Origin of the sequence: Krasilnikovia cinnamomea (genome assembly GCF_004217545.1) — a bacterium.
Classification (GTDB): Bacteria; Actinomycetota; Actinomycetes; order Mycobacteriales; family Micromonosporaceae; genus Actinoplanes; species Actinoplanes cinnamomeus.
In genome coordinates this window covers 565200-579751 of sequence record NZ_SHKY01000001.1, presented here as the reverse complement: position 1 = coordinate 579751, position 14552 = coordinate 565200, and the positions used below count along the sequence as shown (strand labels likewise).

At 66.7% G+C, this 14552-nt stretch carries 17 protein-coding genes; 12 read left to right on the top strand and 5 right to left on the bottom strand.

Annotated elements, in window-relative coordinates:
- Position 1: 1 nt before the first annotated feature.
- The 3 genes from EV385_RS02450 to EV385_RS02440 all read right to left on the bottom strand — a co-directional run bounded on the left by EV385_RS02450 (position 2) and on the right by EV385_RS02440 (position 2230).
- Positions 2 to 595 carry an SAF domain-containing protein gene (locus tag EV385_RS02450; RefSeq protein WP_130513022.1) on the bottom strand — a complete coding sequence of 198 codons (594 nt, stop codon included), beginning with the start codon at positions 593 to 595 and terminating at the stop codon, positions 2 to 4.
- 169 nt (positions 596 to 764) lie between these two features.
- A complete protein-coding gene (locus tag EV385_RS02445; RefSeq protein ID WP_130507963.1) occupies positions 765 to 1691 on the bottom strand; it encodes a hypothetical protein in 927 nt (308 codons plus the stop codon).
- Entirely contained in the window at positions 1685 to 2230 is a 546-nt protein-coding gene (locus EV385_RS02440; RefSeq protein WP_242624660.1) for a hypothetical protein, read from the bottom strand. The genes EV385_RS02445 and EV385_RS02440 overlap by 7 nt, the downstream gene beginning before the upstream one ends.
- A gap of 322 nt (positions 2231 to 2552) precedes the next feature.
- Here EV385_RS02440 and EV385_RS02435 point away from each other — a divergent pair, with 322 nt between their 5' ends.
- The 3 genes from EV385_RS02435 to EV385_RS02425 all read left to right on the top strand — a co-directional run bounded on the left by EV385_RS02435 (position 2553) and on the right by EV385_RS02425 (position 4040).
- Positions 2553 to 2924, top strand: a complete 372-nt coding sequence (locus tag EV385_RS02435; protein ID WP_130507962.1) for a helix-turn-helix domain-containing protein — start codon at positions 2553 to 2555, stop codon at positions 2922 to 2924.
- Positions 2925 to 3050: 126 nt separating this feature from the next.
- Positions 3051 to 3377, top strand: a complete 327-nt coding sequence (locus tag EV385_RS02430) for a winged helix-turn-helix transcriptional regulator (protein ID WP_341273987.1) — start codon at positions 3051 to 3053, stop codon at positions 3375 to 3377.
- Between the two features lie 3 nt (positions 3378 to 3380).
- A complete protein-coding gene (locus EV385_RS02425; protein ID WP_130507961.1) occupies positions 3381 to 4040 on the top strand; it encodes an A24 family peptidase in 660 nt (219 codons plus the stop codon).
- A 343-nt stretch (positions 4041 to 4383) separates the two neighbouring features.
- On the opposite strand, the gene EV385_RS02420 is transcribed toward EV385_RS02425, so the two are convergent.
- Positions 4384 to 4866: a GNAT family N-acetyltransferase gene (locus EV385_RS02420; protein WP_130507960.1), complete on the bottom strand. Its 483-nt coding sequence runs from the start codon at positions 4864 to 4866 to the stop codon at positions 4384 to 4386.
- A complete protein-coding gene (locus EV385_RS02415) occupies positions 4863 to 7985 on the bottom strand; it encodes an orotidine 5'-phosphate decarboxylase / HUMPS family protein (RefSeq protein WP_242624659.1) in 3123 nt (1040 codons plus the stop codon). Before EV385_RS02415 ends, EV385_RS02420 begins: the two co-directional genes overlap by 4 nt.
- Positions 7986 to 8544: 559 nt before the next feature.
- Between EV385_RS02415 and EV385_RS35905 the strand changes: the two genes are divergently transcribed.
- The 9 genes from EV385_RS35905 to EV385_RS02370 all read left to right on the top strand — a co-directional run bounded on the left by EV385_RS35905 (position 8545) and on the right by EV385_RS02370 (position 14514).
- Entirely contained in the window at positions 8545 to 8871 is a 327-nt protein-coding gene (locus EV385_RS35905; protein WP_341273986.1) for a GNAT family N-acetyltransferase, read from the top strand.
- A gap of 380 nt (positions 8872 to 9251) precedes the next feature.
- Entirely contained in the window at positions 9252 to 9494 is a 243-nt protein-coding gene (locus tag EV385_RS02405) for a hypothetical protein (RefSeq protein WP_130507958.1), read from the top strand.
- Between the two features lie 97 nt (positions 9495 to 9591).
- Positions 9592 to 10587, top strand: a complete 996-nt coding sequence (locus EV385_RS02400) for a radical SAM protein (RefSeq protein ID WP_130507957.1) — start codon at positions 9592 to 9594, stop codon at positions 10585 to 10587.
- On the top strand, positions 10580 to 11299 hold the full coding sequence (locus tag EV385_RS02395; RefSeq protein WP_130507956.1) for a hypothetical protein: 720 nt from the start codon (positions 10580 to 10582) through the stop codon (positions 11297 to 11299). The genes EV385_RS02400 and EV385_RS02395 overlap by 8 nt, the downstream gene beginning before the upstream one ends.
- 76 nt (positions 11300 to 11375) lie before the next feature.
- Complete coding sequence (locus tag EV385_RS02390; protein ID WP_165449368.1) at positions 11376 to 12158, top strand: hypothetical protein; 783 nt, start codon at positions 11376 to 11378, stop codon at positions 12156 to 12158.
- The gene (locus tag EV385_RS02385; RefSeq protein WP_130507954.1) at positions 12155 to 12778 is read left to right on the top strand and encodes an AAA family ATPase; all 624 of its coding nucleotides are present in this window, start codon (positions 12155 to 12157) and stop codon (positions 12776 to 12778) included. The genes EV385_RS02390 and EV385_RS02385 overlap by 4 nt, the downstream gene beginning before the upstream one ends.
- A complete protein-coding gene (locus EV385_RS02380) occupies positions 12775 to 13233 on the top strand; it encodes an NUDIX domain-containing protein (protein WP_130507953.1) in 459 nt (152 codons plus the stop codon). Before EV385_RS02385 ends, EV385_RS02380 begins: the two co-directional genes overlap by 4 nt.
- Positions 13234 to 13483: 250 nt before the next feature.
- Positions 13484 to 13693, top strand: a complete 210-nt coding sequence (locus tag EV385_RS02375) for a DNA-binding protein (protein ID WP_130507952.1) — start codon at positions 13484 to 13486, stop codon at positions 13691 to 13693.
- 401 nt (positions 13694 to 14094) lie between these two features.
- A complete protein-coding gene (locus tag EV385_RS02370; RefSeq protein ID WP_242624658.1) occupies positions 14095 to 14514 on the top strand; it encodes a hypothetical protein in 420 nt (139 codons plus the stop codon).
- The last annotated feature ends 38 nt before the right edge of the window (positions 14515 to 14552 follow it).

The window sequence follows — 14552 nt, the reverse complement described above, 5'->3', positions numbered from 1 at the left end:
GTCAGTTACCTCCCGGCGCGGTCTGCATCAGCACCACTCCGCCCGCCGGCGCGGCGGCGAGGCGCGGCCCGTCGGAGGCGTCCAATAGCAGCGTGATCACGGTGGCGCCCTGACCGTCCCCGGCGAGGTCCACCCCGAGCACTACCGCCTGCAGCTGCACCGGAGACCCGGCCGCCTTGGTGTTCGCCGGGGCCTGCCCGTCGTCGCCCGTCCCGGTCGCCGAGACGTACACCGCCACCCGCGCGCCGGTGGCGAGGCCCTGCGGGTACTGGCCCGGCTTCAGCGCGAGGGACGCGGCGACCTTCCCGGCGGGCGGGAACGCCGCCTCGCCCACCAGCGACGGCGTGAGCAGCGTCCCGGGCACCAGCGGCACCACGGCCGTCCGTCCGATCACCTGCTGCGCCTGCTCGGCGGGGATCAGCTGCAGCCCGGGGTCCTGCGCCGCCGAGACCTGCCGCAGGTCGGCGGCGGTGAACGCCTGCCCGGCCGCGACGGGACGCGCCACAGCGATTACCGGGAGGCGGTCACCGAGGCGTACCGCACCCCAGGCGTAGCCCAGCACACACACGATGACGAGCAGGCCGCCCAACGCCACGAACGGCAGACGGCGGCGACGACGGGCCGCCCGCCACGGTCCCCGCCCCGCACGCGGCGCGGTGACCGTGGGGCGATCTTCCAGCCCTGATTTTGGGCGCACGGAACCTAGCGCCATGACCAACGTCCTCCCCGACTTGGCGCTTCTACCTATCGATTTGCCTTGCTGTTTAGCGGCTGATGACCGCCTGGGACTCCTGCACTCGGGTCGGCACCCGACCGGTCGTTGTCAACCCCGGCACCGTGCCGGACCGCCCCGCCCCGGCCCAGGTCACCTCCCACGTCACCGTCACCGACACCGTGTAGGAGCCGCCCGCAGCGCCCGCCGACGAGCGCCGGTAGACGTAGCCGCAGTCCGGAGACGCCGCCTTCGGATCCGTGCCCGGCGTCCACGCCGTGCCCGGCCCATCACAGGTGCGAGTGGAGCCGTCGCCCATCGACCAGGCCACCGACACCGGTCGCGCCGTTGCGGTCACGCTCACCCCGGGGACTGAGGCCGTGGCCGACTGCGTCTTCCACGACGCCTTATCCAGGGCCAGCCAGACCGGCAGATTCACCAGCTGGTCACCCGGCGGGTTCATCCGAATCGTCACCTCGGGCAGCCGCAGCTTGGCCCGCGCCTGCCGCGCCAGGATCTCCGGCGACACCGCAGGCGGCGCACCCGCGATCCACACCGGCCCACCGAACCCCGTTGTCGCCTGCCCGTCCGGCCCGTAGCAGACCTTCTGGTACCAGCCGCCCTCCCCGGCGGGCTGACCGCCGAGGTTCTCAATCATGGTCGGCGACAGGTCAGCAGCCTTGTAATAGCAGCCATCCGCGCCAGCCCAACCCCCATCCCGCTGGCACGGAATCTCCTTACCCTGCGGATCACGGCACTTGCCGTCACCACCCTGACCGCCTTGGCCGCCGTCGTTACCGCCACCGCTACCGGGTCGTTGCGGCGTCCCAGCGCTGATGTTGCAGGCCGGTCGAGGATCGCCCTTGGTGCACTGCACCTTGCCGGCGCCGTCACCGGCCCAGGCCGGTGCTGATACCAGCGCGCTGGCGAGCAGACCGGCGAGGATCACCAGCAACACTACGGGCCGCCGACCTAGCATGTCCCTGACTCCTCCAAGATGAATGAGCTGACCTTCCACGTGCCATCCGAGTTCTTCACCGTCGCGGTGGTCCGGTGCTTGCCGCCCGGCTTGTCGTCCCACGGCTCTCCGGACACCTTGTACTCCAGCCACTTCGTGGAATCGACACAGTCCAGAACGGTTACCTCCGTCGGCGCTTGGGCAGGTTTAACCCCGGTCACCTTGGGACTTAGGATGAGGTTGCCCTTCGTCACCTTCCCTTGATCGCGGTCGGTGTAGAGCCCGCTGGCGATCAGCCTCAGCGCCTGATCCGAGGCGTACTTGCCCAAGTCCGGAGCCTCCGGATCGGACGTCTTCGCTGCCTCCACGAACGCGCTCCACATTCCCCGGTAGGCGATCAGCGCATCGCGCTCGGCGGTGGCGCCGGGTTCGAGGCTCGGCGTCGACGACGTCGAGGGTGGCTGCGGGACCGGCGCGCCCTTCGGCTTGCCGGAGCTACAACCCGCGCCGAGCAGGACGGACGCCGCGACGAGACCAACCAGAACCGGACGGGTGAACACCGGCAGTACCTCCCCAACTCGTGGACGGCTCCCTTTCGGGAAGCCGCTCTTCGACCCTGACACTGGCTACAGAGGGCCGGCCAATCAAGGTCACGAATCGTGTGTACACCGTCACCCCATAGGGACCGCAACGTGCGTACCGGCACGTACGCACCTTCAAGGGGTTGAACTCACGTACCTTCAGGTACGCATCTCCAGGTACGTACCTCTGACCGAACCGTCACAAAGTCAACGTGGACTGTCGCCTACCTGACAGATCTGCCGTCTCCGATTCAGGGCTACACTCCGCGAAATGTGTGTGGCGGCAAGGAGGTGTCCCGCGATGACCGACCGCAGCCGCACCGACCAAGCGCTCACGCTGCTCGCACGGCCCGGGGCCTACGAGGTACTCCACGCCATACAGTCGCGGAACGGCATAGCCACGTTCGCCCAGATCGCGGCCGAGGCGCGACAGCCGCTCACCCTGCTGCGGGCGCTGGTCACCGAGGGACTCGTGATAAGCCACCGCAGCGGCACCCTGGACATCGAACCGGGCGAGCAGACCCACTTCTGCCTGACGGCCAAGGGTGAAGCGGTAGCCGGCCACCTACTACGCCTTCAAGAGTGGGCCGCCAGCCGTCCACGTCGTCACCGGAGGCCGAGACTCGGCGCGATAGTCGCAAACCTCCTCATTCCCCGCAATTGCAGCGAATAAGGTTCGGCTAGCGCTGTTCCCCTTGCCGACTTCAGGTTTCAGCGATCAAACGACTGGCCGAACATTTGTCCGACTCGATACAATGATCCTTCGCTTGCGCGCTCGTGTCGGGGGAGGTGAGTCGCGCTGACGAACGATCTCGAACCCGTCTTCAACATCGCTCGGAGAAAGCTGAACCGTGCCATCCTGACCGCTCTTCGAGACGGTCCCCTCCGGTACTCCAAACTCCACCACACCGTATCGCGGGCCAGCCCAGACGCCGTCCACGCTCGCACCCTGACCCGCACGCTTACCTACCTGCAGTCAGAGGGCCTAGTGGAGCATCGCCAGGACAGCCACACCGCCGATTACCGCCTCACCGCCGCGGGCACCGAGTTGGTCGATCTGTTGGCCGAACTCGAACGCTGGGCACGAGAGCACTGGCCCGACGACGACAACCATAATGGTCAGTAGGCCGTGAACGTCCTCCCCGCGAGCGGATTCGCCGTTGCGGGCGCGATCGGCGGCATCCCGATCGCGGCCATCGCGTACTCGGCGCCAGCGCACGGCAGCCTCCGCCTACCAGGTGGGTGGTGGCGCGGTGCGCCCGCACGCCCGACGGCCGTCGTACTCGTCTCGCTCTTGGCCGGGGTAGCGGCCGGGCTCGTCGCCCGTCGGCTTCCATGGTCCCCAGCGCTGCCCGCGTTCTGGGCCCTTGCCGTTATCGGCGTCGGCCTAGCCATCATCGACGTGCGCCGTCGTCGCCTCCCGTACGCCCTGACGGGGACCGCCGGGGCCGTAAGCCTAATCTGCTTCGCCGTGGATGCCGCAGCGCTTGGAACCGCCGGCGCCCTTCTCCGAGCGCTCGTGGCCGGCACCCTCACAGCGCTTGCCATGCTAACGATGGCCCTGGCCTTCTCCGGCCAGCTCGGGCTCGGGGACGTAGCCCTGCTCGGGGTGGTCAACCTGAACCTTGCATGGCTGAGCTGGCAAGCCGCCCTCGCCGGCGTGCTCATCGCCTTCATGCTGCAGGGGATCCTCGTCCTGACTTGCAAGGGCCGAACAGAGACGCGAGCGACATCGCCTATGGGGCCGGCGATCTGGGCTGGATGGCTACTCGCGGTCTTCGTGAGCTAGAGGGGCATCGATGAGCGCGATGACGTCCGCTATGCCTTAAGACCCCCGCGCCCGGGGCCACACCCGGTGCCGATGGCCTGGGTAGTGGGCAGCCAGCCAGGCATAATGCTCATCCGGCTCCTGGGTGCGGATCGCGGTGACGTGCCCCGGTAGCCTCCCCGCGCCTGCCCCGGTTCACCGAACTGTGAAACGCCCGGCCAACGCTGAGCGGACCGCACGTGAGCTGCTCGGAAGGTGTTGTGCGCCTTGCCACCGCAGCGCGAACCACCAATGAGCGATGCCGATGGACCTGCACTCCTGGCTGGCTCCTCGGCACTGTTCCCAAGCCGGATGAGATCCGTAGCTATCGGGAGCCGACTAGTAGCTCGTAGACTGCCCGATCTTTGCCGGGCCCCTTATAGTTCGAAATTACCGAGACATCGCCCTCCTTGTGATCGCCTGGGACGTTCACGAACCCGAGCGACAGCCATGCGTTGTGAGCCGCAGCGTTGTCCGGCTCGGAGGTCAGATACAGCCGTCTGCATCCCCAGTGGATGGCTTGGTCGCGAACCGCACTGACCAGGCTGCGTGCGATTCCCCGCTGCCGATGACCAGGATGGGTCATGACGTCCTGGACGTACAGCTCGGAGGGATCATCTTGGCTGCGGAAGGCTACGACGACGCCGACCACCGTGTCATCCACCAGGGCGACACGGCACGTGGTGGAGAACAGCGTCGCGTAGAGCCAGTAGTCGGAGTTGGTGCGGAGACGCACGTACGGCAATCCGAGTTCGATAAGGCGCTCGACGGCTGGAATGAGCTGCTGGCTGAGGGGAACGATGTTCATGAAACCGACCTTTGCGGTGTCGTCGTGACGAGTGATGCAAGTTGGCGGGCTGCCGCGGCGGGGTTCGTGGCATCTGTGACGGCGCGGCCGACAACGAGGATGTCCCAGCACCTGCTTTGGCGTACTGCGTCGTCTGTGCTGCCGAAACCACCAGAGACCGCGACGGGGAGTCTCGTCCAGGTTCTGAGCGTTCGGGCCTGGTCGAGGGGATGCAGGTTGGCGATGCCCAAGTCGATGTTTGTGGTTATGGCAAAGCCGTCGATGCCTACGCCCTCCATCGTTTGCACCCACTGCAGATCGAGCCGCCCCTGAGGGACATCAAGGACGAGCGGGACGGCCAGGCGCCTGCTGGCTTCCACGGCTGCAGAAACGCTAGCAATGCTGGCCGGGCCGATGAGAAGTACGACATCGGCGCCTGCCTCCGCAGCGATCTCGACTTGGTCGCGTCCCCAGTCTGCGGACATCAACTCGGCCACGACATTGACCTGGGGAGCTTCATGTTTGATTTGCTTGATGGCACCCGTGCCGACGCTCTTGATGAGGGGGTCACCGACTTCGATAAAATGGACTCCGGCGGACGCAGCAGCCTCGGCGATCATGAGCGCGTGTGCCATGTCGGGTACGTCAAGTGCGATCTGCAGGGATCGGTGATCGCGGAGCCGCCGGAACCGTTCCTTGCTCGCACGCAGATCGGTGGATGGTTCGCCAGTGTCGCGGAGTGCGGATGCCTCGCGACTCACAAGCCAGTCGGAGGATCGGAGCGCCTCGCCGACAAGACGGTCTTGGACGCCCTCCGTCAAGGTCCGGTGACCGGTTCGTGTCTCGCGCAGCAGGCCGAAGAGGGCTCGGCGGCGGGCATCTGTGTCCGCGAGATTCGTCTCGCTGTAGAGAAGCAGGAGACGCTGCGCTGCCACGCAGACGTTCGCCGGTGCGTGTTGCCACGCCTCGCCCCCGAGAATGGCCCGTACTGCGTCATCGATAGGCGTGCCGTTGCTGGCGATGCCGCGCAGGAAGCGCTCACGTACGTGCCAGTTCTCATCAAGTAGGAGCCGTGACATGCGGTGGTGCGGTATTCCTAGTGGCCTGCGGCCGACAGCTTCGGCGGCGGCGGCACGCACCTTGTAGTCCGGATCGGTGACCAACGTGTCGATCACCACGTCGGTGATGTGGTGGCCGGTGGATTGCTCGGCGATCCCGGCGGCGAGGGCAGCCCGAACCCGCCAGTCAGTATGACCAAGGAGGGCCTGCAAGGAGCCGGTGGGATCGCAATCTTCGCCGAAGGAGGCGAAGAAGTATCTTGCGAAGAAGACCGCCTCGTCGGCGTCGTCGAGCTGGGCCGAGCGGAGTAGGTTCTGAACTTCCCTAGCGTTGAGGTGTTCTTGGACGTGGGAAACTATATTGGGCCAAGCCGGTGAGCCGAAGCGACTTAGCACCTGCAGTATCCAGTTGGGATGATCCTCACCGAGAATCGATGCCAGGGCGGGAATACGCAGCAGCGCTTGGGCAAGTGGAAGGCCGCTATCGCTCATGGAACGTGAGGCGCAGGCGCGCAGAACGTCCTCGGTGGCGAAGCCCGCGCCGTCGCCCGTAAGATCAAGCATAAGCGGCAAAGCGCCAGTCAGGCTTATAGTCGGCGCCTGGGAAACCGCTGCGAGCAGGTCGGGTGCCTTCGCGTCGAGATACTGGAGAATGAACTCGAAGATCCCGTGAACGTCCGCTGACGTCATGGTTCGTGCAGCAAGATCGTTAATGATTTCCACCGTCGCAGATGATCGACCCCGTCCCTCGATCATCTGCGCGACAGAGGTGGCAAGAAAGTACTCACGAATGACATCGTGGTCGAACGTCGGCCGACGACCCGTTGCGACGCGCAGCAGAGGCAAGGCTGCTGCATCCAAAGGAGCGTCCACGAGAGCCGTCCGGTCCGCCGGCCGCTGCAATGCGGTCAGTGGACCGACGACAGTCTCAGATATCTCTTGTTGGGCGAGTTGGCCGAGCTGCTCCATTGTGGCTGGGGCATCTCGTCCCGAAGCCATCACGATAGACCGGACGCAAAAATCAACCAAGCGGTAGGCGTTTGTGTGGGCCGGTGATTCGCTCAGTCCAGCCGCCTTGATGAGATGCATATACAACGGCATTCGCGCGAGGTGTCGAACTCGAGTAGGAAGTTCATCGAACGAAGGCTCGTCGGAGGCGCGGCTGCTCTCCCATGCTACGCGCGCGCTGGCAAGATCCCATCGGTCAAGACGAAGTGATGACCCGCGATCGGTCTTGTCTGGCTCCATGATCGATGCCGCAAGTACAGGGTGTCGCGCCAGCTCGAGATCCGGAGGCGTACGCATGACCAAAAGGAACCGTAGGTGAGCAATGAGCACTTGGCGCAAGATCACATCAAGCTGGCGGCACACCTCCTGTAGCGATTTTCCTACTGCAGGTCCGTCGATCACGACGACCAAAGGCCTACTCAACGCCGCGCTTTCATGCTCGAGGGTGAGAAGCGGATCCGCACCACCAGGTATCGAAGCGTACCGCAGGATCTCAGCGGCAAGGTCCATGGAGCCCTCACTCCAGTCCACTGCGGAGATTAGTTGAAAGTCCGCCAGGTCGATCTGCTCTGCCAAGTGATACATCAGGCGGCTCTTGCCGCTTCCCGGAGGCCCCTTGACAACGAACACACGTGATGGCGAGCCCAGAAAGTCGACGGCGGAACTGACTGCTCCATTGGGCGGTACGTAGCGCAGTCTCGAGTCGTGTCCCGGCTTGATCGTCTCAAGGAGGGAGAGCGTGCGACGGCCCGATCCCTCACCCAGCCGGGAGACTGACCGCGACAGTGAGGGTGCGACCGGAATTCCCGCAGGGAATGATCCACCGGTTCCACGTTCGCCCTGCAGGTCGTCAGCGAGGGCCTGCTCAAACCGTTGCCGGATCTCGTTCGATGCGTGCGCCAAGTCCGTATCCAGGATTTCCTGCGTCTCGTAACGCAACCGGGTCTCGGTCCCGCGCCGTTCCCAATTGGACACTGCCGCGGGATTGACCCCGAGGTGCGCGGCGAACCGCCGCACACTCATCCGCCTTGCTTGGCGCAGCACCTTGGCTTCGTGGCCGGTCCATTGTCGCACGGTTCTCACCAGGGAACCCCCAAACCACGTGACACAGCGATGGGTTGCAGCCTACGGCAGGCTAGTGGGTTCACGTCGTCACGGACGCGTCGATACTAGGACAACACTAGGACGTCGCGGCGTTCCCGAACGACCGCCACCGCCGCATTCTGATCAGGGGAAACGGCTCGAAGGTTCGGCCCGCGAGCCGCGTCGCGCTCAGGACTTCTGGCCCCACGGCCGGGTTGGCTGCAACGGAAGGTGGCCTGTGATCACAACGCTGAAACTGGCTCCCGGAATAAGACGAGCTACCCCAGAGGACGTCGGGTCGATTGTTGGTCTGCTCACCGAGGCGTTCCTGTACAGCGGCATCGGCTCATGGCTCGTGCCACGCCTAGAAACCCGACGTCGGGCTTGCGGTCTGTACTCGCACATTCGTACGGAGCACGCTTTGACCGTCGGGTGGGTAGACGTCACCGACGACCTCAACTCGGCTGCATTCTGGTACCCGCTCGCTGAGGTTTCTGAACTCTGGGTTCCCAGCTCCGACACACGGTTGGGGCTCGTTTGTGGGCAATTCATGCATCGGTTCGTCGCCTTGGACGAAGCTATGCGCAGACATCATCCGGCCGGCAATCCACATCATTACCTGGCGTTTTTGGCCGTGCGACCCGGACTCCAGCGTTGCGGGCTGGGTACGAGCCTACTCAGGCACCACCACGCCTATCTCGATGCTGAGAACATTTCCGCATATGTTGAGGCCATTGACCCCGCCGGTCGAGCGCTATTCCATCGCCACGACTACCAGGACCGACACGGCTTTCAGGTGCCCGATGGCCCGCAGCTCTGTCCGATGTGGCGGGCGCCGCAGCCCGATGGCGGGGCAGCGGACTCGGCAAAGAACTAGTCATGACCGTTCCGCCAGTTGGCTTCCATCACTTCCCCCGCCTTGTGGGGCGGGACTATCACACGACAGGAGGCATCGTATGCCCGCCTTGCATCCATGGCCGCGGTCCACGTCGGCCGTCTTGGTGCCGAAGGGTGCCCGGATCTGGTTTCACACCGCGCAAGGTCAGCGGCCAGGCGTTGTGTTGTTGACATCAGCCGCCGCGGTGACGGTGCGGTTCCGTCCAGGAGCAGGGATTGGTACGGCGGTCGACACCACTACGCCGGATCGGGTCAGTCTGCGTGAAGGGTCCGATCGGCTCGATGGCCTGCGGCGGGGTGCGGCGGGGTGGCCGGTTGCCCGGCACGCGTTCTGACCCGGATCGGCCTGGAGCCGCTGCCGTGCTGCTCGGCAGCGTCGTGCTGCGGTCGGGCCTGCGCCTGCATCTGCCGGAGGCGCATTACAAATTCGGGCTTGGCGACATCGACGTCGTGGTCTGCGCGGTCGGGACGGTCACGTTGCTCGACGGCGAACCGTGGGTCTTGCTCACTGTCGACGAGTCGCTGAGCGACCACAGTATCCGCACTCGGGGGCTGCAGGTTCGCGTGGCCGCTTTGGCTGCCGCGCTGCGGCCGTCTCGCTGATCGTGTCGAGCGCTGCTGACCGGCGGCGCCGACCCCCTGCACCCCTCTTCGTTGGTTGCGCCGGGAGTTGCCCGGTGCCTGTCTTCCGGGAGTACGCATGACCCTGCTCGGCATGCCCACCGTCGCCACCCCGGGACCGCGTTCCGGCCCGATTGGGTTCACGATGGGGCACCATTTCACCCTCGCCGAGGGCGCCTCGGTCGACGAGCTGGCCGAAGCCGCGACGGCCCCCTTGTCGGTGATATTGCAGGTGACCAAGCGGTGCAACTTCGACTGCTCGTTCTGTTCGGAGACGCTGCAGTTGCCCGACCCCACCTTGACCGAGCTGGACACCATCCGCGGCCACCTGGCCGGGGTGCAGCGGGTGTTCCTGTCCGGTGGTGAGCCGCTGATGCGCCGGGATTTCGGCGACATCGTCGACATGTACTCCGACGGCTTCATCCTGGGCATTCCCACCAACGCCACCCGGGGCCTGCAGCACGCGGCGGCCATGGTGGGCAAGGTCGCGTTCGTCAACGTCGGCCTGGAAGGGCCCCGGGCCACGACGGACCGGGTTCGCGGCGACTACGACCAGGTCATGGCCGGCATCCGGGCGTTGCAGGCCGTCGGTCTGCCGCTGTCGCTGTCCGCGGTGGTGTACCGGTCGACGCTGGCCGCGCTGCCGTTCACCTACCAGATCGCCGACACCCTCGGGGCAGGCAAGCTCAAGCTGATCTTGCCGCTGCGCAAGGGTAACGCCCTGGATTTGGCCGAACACGAGTTCATCAGCCTGGACGAGGCCGCGCACACCTTCGACCGGCTGATCGAGGCCCGCGCGGTCCACGACTGGCGCCCTGCGCTTCGCATGACGACGTGGACCCCGCAGACCGAGGGTCACATGATCCTGGTCGAGGTCACGGGCAAGGCGTCGGCGTGGCCCGTCTACGACGCCCCCGATCTGCTCGAACCCCTCGGCGATCTGCTGACCGAGCCGGTCACCGAGATCTGGAGGCGGTATCGGTTCAAGCGCAACCACTTCGCCAAGTACCTGGGCACCTCGATCCGGACGGTCGCCCACGCGGACACCCCCGCCGGAGGGTATGGCCGTGCGTGACATCAGCAATCTGCTATGGCCGGAGGCGCCCTTCGGTGCCGAGCAACGCCCCTTCGGCCGGGCTCGGGACATGCTCACCGCGGTTGCCATCGACTGGGCGGTTCAGCGCGGCGGCGAGCCGCTACCGGTCGGGGCGGCTGCCGTCTACCTCGGCGTCCGCCGCCACGGCAACGCGTACGAAGTCAACAGTGACACCTTGTCGATCGGCTTCCGGACCACGGTGATCGACACCCCGGACGAGCTGCCGGAGCTTCTGGCCATCCTGGACCGCACGCTGACCCGGGCTCGCCGCCAGGCGGCGATCCTGGCTGGGCACCGGCTCGGCGGCGACCTGGCTCGCATCCTGGACCGCTCGAGGGTCCCGCTACGCGGCGCCGCCGGCGTGATCGACGTGTGGGCCCACCGCATGACCAAGACCCGAGGACTGGCCCGGATGGTCGACACCGCCGTCGAGGCCGCCACGACCGGCGCGGACCTCGACATGCCCCTGCCCGCGACCCCGGTGGCCCTGCCGACCAGCCCCGATGAGTCGGCGCAAGGGTGCCGCAGGGTGCTGGCCCGCGCGTTGGCGATCGGCCTGACCGCAGCTGTCCACACCGGCCGCTACCACTGGGAGGGCCAGTTTCGCGTCAGAGAGGTGACCGACCGGGAAACCTGGGACCTGCTGCCCGCCGACACCGCCACCCAGCCGGTACCGCCGCTGTGCCGGTAGACGCCGCTAACCTCGGGGCCACCGCCGCGCCTGCGGCGGTGGCCCGGACCCGCCTGCGAGAGGGGAACACCGCACCGTGCACACGATCAGCGACGTGGGCGGTCCGTCCGGCATTCCGGCCCGGCATGACGGTGCCCGGCTGGTGGCCGCGGTCGACGTCGAATGGAGCAAGAACTACCGCATCAAGAACGGCAACCGGCCCTTCTGCTACTCCATCGTCTGGATCACCCTGCCCGCGCCGGGCACCCCGCCGCCACCCGCAGCAGAGTTACCGCTGGCCTGCACCAGCCTCTACCTCGATCACGAACACGAACGCGGCAACCTCATCAGCGCCGCCGCAGCCGACCTCACCGCAGCACTACACACCGCCGACCTCCTGATCGGCCACCAACTCGGCAGCGACCTCGCCGTGCTGCACGCCCACGCCGACACCACCACATCCACCCCGCTGGCAGCGGCCCGGCAGGCATGGCACACCCGGCGCACGCCCGCCGGCCGAGTCCTGGACACCCGGTTCGACGCCGGTCATCTCCTGACCGGACGATCGCGGCGCCTGGTCGACGTCTGCGGCGAACTCGCCCTCGACGTCACCCAGCCCGAACTGGCCCGCCACTCCATGACCGCCCTGCACCGACGATGGATGATCAGCTGTGACACCGAAGCCCGCGAACGGATCACCGCGCTGAACCTGCGGCACAGCCTGTCCACCGCCCTGGTCGGCCTCCACGCCGCCGGGCTCGCGAACTGCCACCACGTCAACGTCAACGCGCTGCTGGCCCGGCACCTGTCCGGCCGCCTCGGGTGGCTCGACCACCCCACCTTCCGTGCCCTCCTTCCCGCCACCACGGCAACGGCGTGAGCGTTGGTGGCTGCGTCGTGGTCGCCGTCGAGGGCACCCACGCCAGCGGCAAAACCACCCTCGTGCACGCGCTCACCGCCCACTACCGCGCCCGCGGCGTCCTCGTTGAGGCACTGCCCGAACCGGCCCGCAGCAGCCCCTTCATCGAGCAGATCGTGATCCACAGCCGCGGCGACTTTGACCTGGACACCGAAGTCGACCTGTTCGGCGCCCACCTCTCGAGCACGCGCGCCACCCGCCACCAGCAACTGCTCATCTGCGACAAGACCCCCGTCAACGTCCTCGCGTACGCGCGGCTCCTGCTAAGCGCACCGGCGGGAAGTCGTACCGGGGCGGTCCTCGACGCCATGGCCAGCTTCTGCCGGGCCTGGGCACCCGGCATCTACGACGCGACCTTCTGGCTCCCCGACACCTACCCCGCACACCGCGACCCGCTGCGGGCCCGCGTCACCCACCTCCAAGACCAGACCGGCCAGGCCGTGCGGGCTGCCTGCGCAGATGCCGGGCTCACCCTGCACGACGTCCCACCCGGGCTGGACCTCGCCAGCCGCGTCACCCACCTGACCCGGCGGGTCGAACCGCTGCTCACCACAGCCGCCGGGTACCGTCCCCAGCCGTGACACCCACCCACCCCGTCGACGTACTACTCCTTCTCCACCACGACGACCGCGTCCTGCTCGCCCAGCGCAGCGGCACCGGCTACGCCGACGGACAGTGGAACCTCCCCAGCGGCAAACTCGAACACGGCGAGGACGCCATCACCGCCGTCCTGCGCGAAACCCACGAAGAAGTCGGCCTCCACCTGGACCCCGCAGAAGTGCAGATGGTCGCCACCGTGCACCACCGCAACACCACCGGCCACGCCCGGATCGGGCTGGTCTTCACCGCCCACCACGATCCCGACCGCCACGGCGAACCCGTCAACGCCGAACCCCACAAATGCGCCCGCATCGAATGGTTCCCAGCCGACTCCCTGCCGACCGCCACCTACCCGTACACCAGTGCCTGCGTCACCGCCTGGCGCACCGACACACCCCTCCAACTCAGCGGCTGGACACACCCGCACCCTGCGTAAATCGGCAGCCGCGAGAGGTGGCGGAGACCCCTGAGCGGGCCACGAGTGGATTCATGCGGTGTGGAATGTCCCTTGACCGCCACTTCCGAACGTCTTCGGCGGTCGGCTCACCCCAGCCGAACCTACCGAATCCCTTCGACAGCCACGCTCAGCCGCCAACCTGGCCCGTCCGGCAGGCCTGCCGCTGTGACGGCGTGAGTTGTCGCCGACTCCTTGCGCATGAAGTAGACCTATGACTATAGTCTTGTGCATGACGGATGTGAGACTGCACTTGATGGGCGCTCATGAGATTCGGATCCGGCTCGGCGGCATCAGCCGGCAGCGGACCTACCAGATCACCAGCCGGGTCGACTTCCCGAAGGCCGTCGCCGACCTGGGCCAGGGCAAGGTCTGGCTTGCCCAGGACGTCGAAGGATGGATCGCCGCGAACCGCGCGCCCCTTCCCGCGAACGACGGGTAACAAGGTCGGCTCGCTCGAGCGGGCCGGATGTCGGCTCGCCAGGTCTCCGGCACGCGCACCCTTCAGAACTACGTCAGCCGATCGGGCGCGCCGTGTCGCTCAGGTGACAACGTGTGTCGCCGAGCGCCGGGACGATGCTGGAGATTGCAGCCGCCGGGGCGGCGTGACCTGCCCATGCAGCCGAGGTTCTGGGCAGCTCCGGGGGTGCTCATGTTCACGGTGAAGCCATTGAATGTGGAGAACCAGTTCCGGTCCGGCCAACCGGGCGGGCCGAACACCGCGGCGGCGTACGACGCGAAGCTCCGAGGACTGGCGGGATTGATCAACGATCACGCACCCGACGTGGTAGCGGTGCAAGACCTCCGATCTCCGTAGAGGTCAAGCTCGGGCATGATCTCCTTGTGGATGTGGAACGGTTGCTGTCGCTGGCCCGGTCCGGTTTGTGGTCGGATCGGGCGTTCGCTGGCCGCGAGTTGAGTGGCTTCGTCGGAGATGAACAGGTGGACGTGGTAGTGCACTCGCTGCTGCTCGATCCCCGCGACACCGCTGTCACCGATGCGACGGCGGAGGGACTGTTGCTGCGGGCTGACGGGCCGGCGTTGCGGCTGTTCACCTCTGCCTGGACGACGGGGGACGATGAGCACTCCCAACATCTCTACGACGCTTTGAGTGGCAGGTTGTTCACGTTGTCTTGTGGCTCGCAGGCGGATCGCTCGCGGTTCCGGCGGGCTCTGCGGGAGCTGCTTGTCGACGCGGACGTGGCCGTCCGCGACGGCGCCCAAGAGATTCTGGCGTATCTCGTTCGGGCCCTGCCGGATTGATCATTTTGTGGCTTCCTGGGCTTACCGGCGGTCCAACA

Excerpts from the sequence above, each read along its gene's own strand:
- EV385_RS02445 (WP_130507963.1), bottom strand. The coding sequence starts at position 1,691 with ATGCTAGGTCGGCGGCCCGTAGTGTTGCTGGTGATCCTCGCCGGTCTG.
- EV385_RS02435 (WP_130507962.1), top strand. The coding sequence starts at position 2,553 with ATGACCGACCGCAGCCGCACCGACCAAGCGCTCACGCTGCTCGCACGG.
- EV385_RS02420 (WP_130507960.1), bottom strand. The coding sequence starts at position 4,866 with ATGAACATCGTTCCCCTCAGCCAGCAGCTCATTCCAGCCGTCGAGCGC.
- EV385_RS35905 (WP_341273986.1), top strand. The coding sequence starts at position 8,545 with ATGCATCGGTTCGTCGCCTTGGACGAAGCTATGCGCAGACATCATCCG.
- EV385_RS02400 (WP_130507957.1), top strand. The coding sequence starts at position 9,592 with ATGACCCTGCTCGGCATGCCCACCGTCGCCACCCCGGGACCGCGTTCC.
- EV385_RS02375 (WP_130507952.1), top strand. The coding sequence starts at position 13,484 with ATGACGGATGTGAGACTGCACTTGATGGGCGCTCATGAGATTCGGATC.